General features: G+C 49.0%; 9 protein-coding genes. 8 read left to right on the forward strand and 1 reads right to left on the reverse strand.

Features of this window, described 5'->3' with window-relative positions:
- Positions 1–34: 34 nt before the first annotated feature.
- The 3 genes from GM298_RS22510 (at position 35) to GM298_RS22520 (ending at position 1,765) form a co-directional block, all read left to right on the forward strand.
- On the forward strand, positions 35–928 hold the full coding sequence (locus GM298_RS22510; RefSeq protein WP_266155352.1) for a LysR substrate-binding domain-containing protein: 894 nt from the start codon (positions 35–37) through the stop codon (positions 926–928).
- Positions 929–1,104: 176 nt separating this feature from the next.
- On the forward strand, positions 1,105–1,479 hold the full coding sequence (locus GM298_RS22515) for a type II toxin-antitoxin system RelE/ParE family toxin (RefSeq protein WP_095450342.1): 375 nt from the start codon (positions 1,105–1,107) through the stop codon (positions 1,477–1,479).
- Positions 1,463–1,765, forward strand: coding sequence for an XRE family transcriptional regulator (locus tag GM298_RS22520; protein ID WP_266155359.1), 303 nt, complete (start codon positions 1,463–1,465; stop codon positions 1,763–1,765). Before GM298_RS22515 ends, GM298_RS22520 begins: the two co-directional genes overlap by 17 nt.
- A gap of 174 nt (positions 1,766–1,939) precedes the next feature.
- On the opposite strand, the gene GM298_RS22525 is transcribed toward GM298_RS22520, so the two are convergent.
- Positions 1,940–3,493, reverse strand: a complete 1,554-nt coding sequence (locus GM298_RS22525; RefSeq protein WP_266155353.1) for a bifunctional metallophosphatase/5'-nucleotidase — start codon at positions 3,491–3,493, stop codon at positions 1,940–1,942.
- Positions 3,494–3,628: 135 nt separating this feature from the next.
- Here GM298_RS22525 and GM298_RS22530 point away from each other — a divergent pair, with 135 nt between their 5' ends.
- The 5 genes from GM298_RS22530 (at position 3,629) to GM298_RS22550 (ending at position 7,118) form a co-directional block, all read left to right on the forward strand.
- A complete protein-coding gene (locus tag GM298_RS22530; RefSeq protein ID WP_266155355.1) occupies positions 3,629–4,756 on the forward strand; it encodes a cytoplasmic protein in 1,128 nt (375 codons plus the stop codon).
- Between the two features lie 204 nt (positions 4,757–4,960).
- Positions 4,961–5,452, forward strand: coding sequence for an Hcp family type VI secretion system effector (locus GM298_RS22535; protein WP_045286301.1), 492 nt, complete (start codon positions 4,961–4,963; stop codon positions 5,450–5,452).
- A gap of 105 nt (positions 5,453–5,557) precedes the next feature.
- Positions 5,558–6,175 (forward strand): hypothetical protein, encoded by a 618-nt coding sequence (locus tag GM298_RS22540; protein ID WP_266155356.1) that lies wholly within the window; start codon positions 5,558–5,560, stop codon positions 6,173–6,175.
- Positions 6,176–6,527: 352 nt separating this feature from the next.
- The gene (locus tag GM298_RS22545) at positions 6,528–6,785 is read left to right on the forward strand and encodes an AbrB/MazE/SpoVT family DNA-binding domain-containing protein (RefSeq protein WP_266155357.1); all 258 of its coding nucleotides are present in this window, start codon (positions 6,528–6,530) and stop codon (positions 6,783–6,785) included.
- On the forward strand, positions 6,786–7,118 hold the full coding sequence (locus GM298_RS22550; RefSeq protein ID WP_036112097.1) for a type II toxin-antitoxin system PemK/MazF family toxin: 333 nt from the start codon (positions 6,786–6,788) through the stop codon (positions 7,116–7,118).
- The last annotated feature ends 92 nt before the right edge of the window (positions 7,119–7,210 follow it).

Here is a 7,210-nt window from a genome sequence, read left to right on the forward strand (position 1 = left end):
GTTTATCTGATTCAGCATATGAGGGAGTGGTTTCATGTCGGATTTTCCACCTATCGCAAGTTTGCGTAGTTTTGAAGCGGTGGCTCGCCTTGGCAGCGTAACGCTCGCGGCGAAAGAGCTTCATGTGACTCATTCCGCCATCAGCCAGCAGATTAAAGTGCTGGAGGAAATGGTGGGGGTGAAGCTGTTTATCCGTCATGGCCGAGGGGTGCAGATCAACGAAGAGGGGCGGCTCTATGCGTTACAGGTGCGCGAGGCGCTGAACCATATCGCAGATGCCACCCGGCTCGTGCAGGTGAAACCGAGAATACTGGAACTGACGCTGGCGATGGTGCCGTCTTTTGGTTGTCACTGGCTGTTGCCGCGTCTGGAACGGTTTCGGGAAAAATATCCGCACATCACGCTGCGACTTCAGGCCAGCCTGACGATCACCAGCATGCAGCAGGAAGGGATAGATATTGCGATACGCATGGGGAAAGGGAACTGGGAAGGAAGCGACTGCCATTATCTTTTTTCTGATGAGCTGATTGTTGTGGCGGCGCCCGGTTATAACGGCGGTGTGCTCCCGGCGACGCCGGCTGAGGTGGCGAAGAGCCAGATCATATTCTCCATGGAGTCGTGGAAAACCTGGTGTTTTAATGCGGGGCTGGAAAAAGAAATTGTGCCCGGCGGCTTATGCATTAACGATTCAAACTTAGTCCTTGAGGCTGTCAGGCTCGGTAAAGGTATCGCGCTGGAGCGCCGTTCTCTGGTTCAGGATGCCATCACCCGGGGTGAACTGGTCCAGCTTACCCCATTCACTGCGCCGTATCCCTGGCCTTACTGGCTGGTAACATCGCAGTTAACGGAGGCGAAACCGGAAGTGGCTCTCTTCGTCGAATGGCTGGATGAGGAAGTGGCGGCCTGGCGTCAGCTCACGGAATCCTGAACTTTTTTACGATACTGCTCGCAATGCGGTGAATGTCTGACGAGGATTCACCGAAATACTCCTGCACGTCTTCAGCTTTCGCGTATCAACACATGAATCATGCACGTTCTCTCAGGATAATCGCTGCTATAGCTTTACGACTATATAGTTTGTGATCTATATTTCTTGGGGGAAGTGTGTGGACAATTAACACGACGGACAGGTTTGATTACTGGTTTCGTTCACTTGACGATACAGACCGAGCATGCGTGCTGGCAGCACTGCTTGTTTTGCGCGAAAAGGGGCCGGCATTGTCGAGACCCTATGCTGATACGCTTAAAGGCTCTCGTCACAGTAACATGAAAGAGTTGCGCATTCAGAGTAAGGGTGATCCGTTGCGGGCATTTTTCGCATTTGACCCAAACCGAACGGGCATTGTGCTTTGTGCAGGCAATAAGGCTGGTAACGAAAGACGATTTTACGATGAGATGCTTCTGGTGGCTGACCGGGAATTCACTCACTGGTTGAATACATTAAAAGAGAGGACGTTACGTGATGGGCAGAAACCTTGAGCAGCTTATAGCGGATGAAAAACCGGATGTTGTTACCAGCGCACAGGCAATGGCTGCTGACATTTTGCTTAACATCAACCTTGCAGAGCTACGTGAAAAGGTGCAAAAAACGCAGGTCGAAATGGCGCATGCGCTGGGTATCAGGCAGCCCACCGTCGCGGTTATGGAAAAGCCCGGGCGCGATCTGAAACTCTCTTCACTCAAGCGCTACGTTGAGGCAGCGGGTGGAAAACTTAAGCTTGCCGTAGAGCTGCCGGATGGCTCGCACTATGAGTTTGTGCTGTAAGGCGGCAAAGCAAAAAAGCCTGCTTCAAAAGCAGGTTTTTCAAATCTGGCTCCATCATACTAAGCTTTATCTTCATAACCCTTTCCTTTGAAAAAAGGCGATAGCCTGAAAAGGGCTCATTCCGGGGTATGAACCCTTCAACGGAGTTCAGTCGAATTTTCAGTGCATGAACCTTTATTTCTTCACATCAACAACACGCATGCCGTGGAGTTGTTCATCCGCAATGGTATTGCCCGCCTTGAAGTAATCGATCACCGCGTTAGAAACGTAGTAACCGCCTGCTGTATTACGTTTCTTACCCTCTGTAAACGTCGTAAAGCCGTCACCGCCGTCCGCAAGGAAACTCTGGGTGGCAATGTGGTAGAGTGTCGCGTCCTCAATCGGTTTTCCATTTAGTGTGAATAAGACGACCCGCTGACCAATAGGTTTGCTGCTGTCGTACTTCATCTCCACGCCTTTTGATACCTGTAAAACGCCATTGCTTAAACTTGCGGCATGTTCCATTAATGTGCGCAGTTGTTTACCTGTCAGATCCATCGTGGCCAGTTCGTTAGGGAACGGGAAGGTACTTATGACGGCGCCCATCGTAATCGCGCCAGACGGGATCTCGTTGCGTATACCGCCCGAATTGGTTAAGGCGAGCTGAGTATTTTTACCGGCTGCCGCCAGCAGTGCGTCGGCTGCCAGATTCCCCAGCGAGGCTGATTCACCGTAGGCACGCGTCAGTTCAACCGGCGACTGCGCCACCGTTTGTTGCACCTGAACATCAAGTTTCTTATTCCAGCCATCAATCACCTGTTTCGTTTGCGGATCGGGCTTCCACTCATCCGCGTAAATCGTTTTAAGCTCTAATTTTTTCACCGTAAACTGATGCGGCTTCGTGTAGTCCAGGACCAGTTTTCCTACGTCTATACCGCCGCTGTCGGTCGAGAGGATCAGCGTATTGCCGACTTTAATCGGCTCCGGCGTTCCAACATGCGCATGGCCCGTAATCAGAATATCCAGACCTTTCACCTGGCCTGCCGTTTGAATATCTTTGTCCAGTGCCCGGCGCACATCGGTCCCCCCCATACTGGACTGGCGCGCCGGCGTACCTTCATGAACCAGCAATACGGTCAAGTCGACTTTTCCTTTCAGTTCATCGAGGTAGCGCTGAAGCCATTCAATTTCATCCCGGGCTTCAATACCTACGCGCGTTGCCGCTGATACGGTATCATCGAAGGCAAACACGCCGTGTAAACCAATGACGCCGACTTTCACGCCATCTTTTTCGATGATGGTATAAGGCTTATCCCAGAATAATTTGCTGCTGTTCTGATAAAATATGTTGCCCTGTACAATTGGAAATTTCGCCTGACTGAGTTGTAATAACGTATTATCCCAGCCGTGATCAAATTCATGATTACCCATTGTGACAGCGTCAAACGGCATGGTATTCATTATATCAATAATTGCTTTTCCCTTCGTTAAACTACTGATATAAGGACCAGTAAAATAGTCTCCGGCATCAAAAAACCATGTGGCTTTACTTTTGGCTTTTTCCTCTTTTACCAGGGTGGTGATATTCGCCCACCCCCCGACATCTCGTTTGCCATCAGCAATCCAGGGAACTTTATACGGCTCCACATGTGCGTGGAGATCGTTGGTATAAATAAGGGTGACATCCCTGGCGTTAGCCCATAACGGTAACGCCAACAGAATACTTACGGTAACCGCTTTTATATTCACAATCAGTTCCTTTTAGTTATATAAAGAGGCGTTACTTTACGTTCTGAAAGCATTTTTTATGCGAGTCTGCTCACACTATTAAACTCACGCTATGAGTCAAAATCATCGACCTTTAAAAATCGTTGGTGACGTAGAGTGATTCAATTTACGATTAATACCTGCAAATCGTTTGGTTGCCGTAATTTAGGTGTTCCCCTATCAGCATCTGAAGATTACATCTGGCCAGATTACAGGTTGGGATATCCGGCATTACACTGTCGAGCATGCGGGAGTTATCCTCCACTGTTTGACGAACAACAATTTAATCAGTGGCTCTCTGCTCACTTAACTGCATATGCTTCAGAAAAGGGTCTTTTTTGCCCTGAATGTTATTGCCAGGAAACTATCTGCTATGGTTATAACCCCCAGGGAACACAGCGCATTCAGTGCCGGACCTGTAGAAAAGTCTGGACACCCAAACAGCAAATATTAAGAAGGAGTGCTCCCCCAGAACGTATTGAAACGGTTCCACTCATTGTGCCGTTCCAGGGAAGCAGTGCAGAACAGAAACTGTACGTTCTCCTCAGTTTCGATGCCGCACGCGGTAATATTCTTCATGTTTCCACAAATTTCACTCAGCACGATACTGGCGAAACGCTACGATATCGCTGGCGCGGGAGTACTGAGCCTGATTTGCGACAAACGGATATTGTCAATCGCGTTGATAAGCGTGAGATGCAGTTTCTGCGTCGCAGCCAGTTTGACGAAATTCAGTATGGCAGTGCAGAACTGAAACGTAATGCCAGAGGTGCGATACTTCGGCCTGTTATCGCAGCTCACGGACATTTTAGGGTACTGCACCTCCTTTTTCCTGAAGTGAAAATGCATGTTATTTCACACGAATGCTTTCTTCGCGGCGCAGTGATTACCGTTTGGGCAGATCTGTTTCGTCAGCGGCAGGGCGAACTTTGGTTTATCGAAGAGGAGATCTATGACGGGGAGAGTAGTAAACCCTGGCATTTACAGGCGACAACACAGCATGGCTGGTGGCAAAGCCAGTGGCAGCTTTGGACGCAGGGGGAAAACCGTAAGATGGTTTGCCCATTAACAGGGGGGGATAGCAGTCACGCGCAAACGCTCTCTTTAACGACCAGCAGGCATTTCATTCACTGGATAAATACACAAACATATTTTAACCATAGTGCCAAACTTTCCGCAGGGCGCGTAACGCAAATACTGCGTTCGCTGGCGCATGACTATAACGATAAAATTACCGACTTCTGAAGTATTAATCATTCGCTATATATATGTTTACTGATCTCATATTATATAAAAAGAATGTCAATTCTGATTTATTCTGATCTGGCAGTCTTTATCTCAGGAAATATGCTGGCTTACAAGAGACAGAATTATATGATATCGTAACAATCCCATTCATATTTGTAACATGAATGCATTTATCTTTATTAATTAAAAGGAATTTATAAAATGGCTATTCCGTCTTATCTTTGGCTGAAGGATGATGGTGGTGCGGATATCAAAGGCTCTGTTGATGTCGAGAAACGTGAAGGCAGTATTGAGGTTATTGAATTTGTGCACTCCCTGAGTATTCCGACAGACGGCAATACCGGGCGACTCACGGGTACCCGTATTCATGCGCCCGTCGTCTTTGTCAAAGAGTTCGACTCTTCGTCGCCTTATCTGTTTAAGGCCGTGACGACAGGCCAGACGCTGAAATCTGCTGAATTCAAGTGGTACGCGATTAATGACGCGGGACAGGAGGCGGAGTATTACAATATCAAACTGGAAAACGTGAAGGTGGTTTCTGTCGCACCGGTAATGCATAACGTTAAAAATCCGGCGACGGAAAAATTCAATCATATGGAAAGTGTTCAGCTGCGTTATGAAAAAATCACCTGGACCTACAAAGACGGAAATATCATCCATTCAGATGCGTGGAATGAGCGGGCGACTGCCTAGTCAATCAGGGCCGGTATATTCCGGCCTGTATTATTTTCATCATTCAGATTTATGTCATCAATTTATCCACTACATGGATAGTAAAACCTCAGACAGGAAGTAGAGATGCTTAAAGACGAAATGACTTTTACCGGGATATTATCTCAGGTATTAGCTACTCATTCGGCAATACAGCCCGTTTCTCTGGTTCTTTTTACTCCACAAGCGCCGGCGAGGCAGGATCAGATTTTTACCTTGCAGCGCCTCACTCCAGGCACATTATCGCTGGTGACGCTTCAGGGAAACGCGGTCACCATGCCACCTAACGGCCGGTTCATTTTTGTCATCCTGATGACCGATCCCACACAAATTCGTTGCGCCAGGGGGCACGATCCCCTCAATGAGTATATGAGCAGTGGCGCGGTTGACGCCGTGGAAGGCCATACTTCCCTCTCCGGGGGGCAGCAGGTGCTCTATGCGGGTGATATGCTCATCAACAATGGTATTCTGGTCAGCTGGAGTAACAACAGCGGTCACTATCAGCCCACGCCACAAGCCAGACGAACAAACCTTCTGCCGCACATTCAGTTGTTGCTGCCAGAGCATCTTTTCCAGCCTGTCAGCTTCAGGGGCTCCAGCGCTGCATTTGCACGATCTATGGGCTCGCGTATGAATGATTTCTCCTCAACCGGGAGTTTTTCCTCGTATCACGGTTCTGAAGGGGGAGGAGGCTATTCCTCGTAATAGGCTGAGTTAACGCCAAAGTGCAGAAAAGCAAAAAGCCTGCTTCAAAAGCAGGCTTTTCAACAGCGGCGGTTTCCCGTAACGCCGGGCTGATGCTCCACCGACACAGCTCCAATCCGGAAGCCGCCTCGCATTTCGTTTATCCGATCCGCCATAATTCTTTGAACCGCAAAACCAGTTTTCTATTATCAGCCTTCTTCGTTACGCACTTCGTTCTCACCTGCACTCTCCTTCGATGGATAACGGCCTTCTGCACACGCATTACGAAAAGGAAATCACCATGAATCTGATGAATAATTGTGCACCTCCCTCTATGGATGTTATATTAAAATATAATATTCGGAGGTGCGCTATGTATACAACACGCCTGAAAAAGGTCGGTGGATCCATCATGCTGGCGGTTCCTCCCGCCGTGCTGAAAACGCTGGAACTGTCGCCGGACAGCGAAGTCGGCATGACCATTAATAATGGCTGCCTGATTATTGAACCCCAGAAACGGCCTCATTATTCCCTTGAGGAGCTGCTGGCGCAGTGCGATCCGCACGCTGAAATGAGTGAAGAGGAGCGGGAATGGATTGATGCGCCTGCGGTGGGCAAGGAGATCCTGTAAATGGACAGAGGCGAAATTTGGCTCGTTTCACTGGATCCCATTGCCGGCCACGAGCAAAGTGGAAAACGTCCGGTACTCATCGTATCGAAGGCATCGTTTAACAAGCTGACCCGGCTACCGGTAGTGGTGCCCGTCACCAGCGGCGGGAACTTTGCACGTACAGCAGGTTTCACCGTTTCACTGGAAGGGGCGGGGACAAAAACAACGGGCGTTATTCGCTGCGACCAGCCCAGAACCATTGATATGGCTGCCCGGAACGGCATGCGGCTGGAACGCATACCTGACGCCGTTGTAAATGAGGTTCTTGCCAGGCTGGATGCGATTCTGAGCTAACATCGTGCGGTCTGATGCCCTTGTATGTTTAAAGTCACTTCAGTTACCCGTCAACAGACGGGTAAACTGTCACTGAGTTTGACCTGATGCCA

Source organism: Enterobacter sp. HSTU-ASh6, from assembly GCF_026319105.1.
In the GTDB taxonomy this organism is placed as follows: domain Bacteria; phylum Pseudomonadota; class Gammaproteobacteria; order Enterobacterales; family Enterobacteriaceae; genus Enterobacter; species Enterobacter sichuanensis.

Coding starts and splice junctions, on each gene's coding strand:
- GM298_RS22520 (WP_266155359.1), top strand. CDS start 1,463: ATGGGCAGAAACCTTGAGCAGCTTATAGCGGATGAAAAACCGGATGTT.
- GM298_RS22550 (WP_036112097.1), top strand. CDS start 6,786: ATGGACAGAGGCGAAATTTGGCTCGTTTCACTGGATCCCATTGCCGGC.
- GM298_RS22535 (WP_045286301.1), top strand. CDS start 4,961: ATGGCTATTCCGTCTTATCTTTGGCTGAAGGATGATGGTGGTGCGGAT.
- GM298_RS22510 (WP_266155352.1), top strand. CDS start 35: ATGTCGGATTTTCCACCTATCGCAAGTTTGCGTAGTTTTGAAGCGGTG.
- GM298_RS22540 (WP_266155356.1), top strand. CDS start 5,558: ATGCTTAAAGACGAAATGACTTTTACCGGGATATTATCTCAGGTATTA.
- GM298_RS22545 (WP_266155357.1), top strand. CDS start 6,528: ATGTATACAACACGCCTGAAAAAGGTCGGTGGATCCATCATGCTGGCG.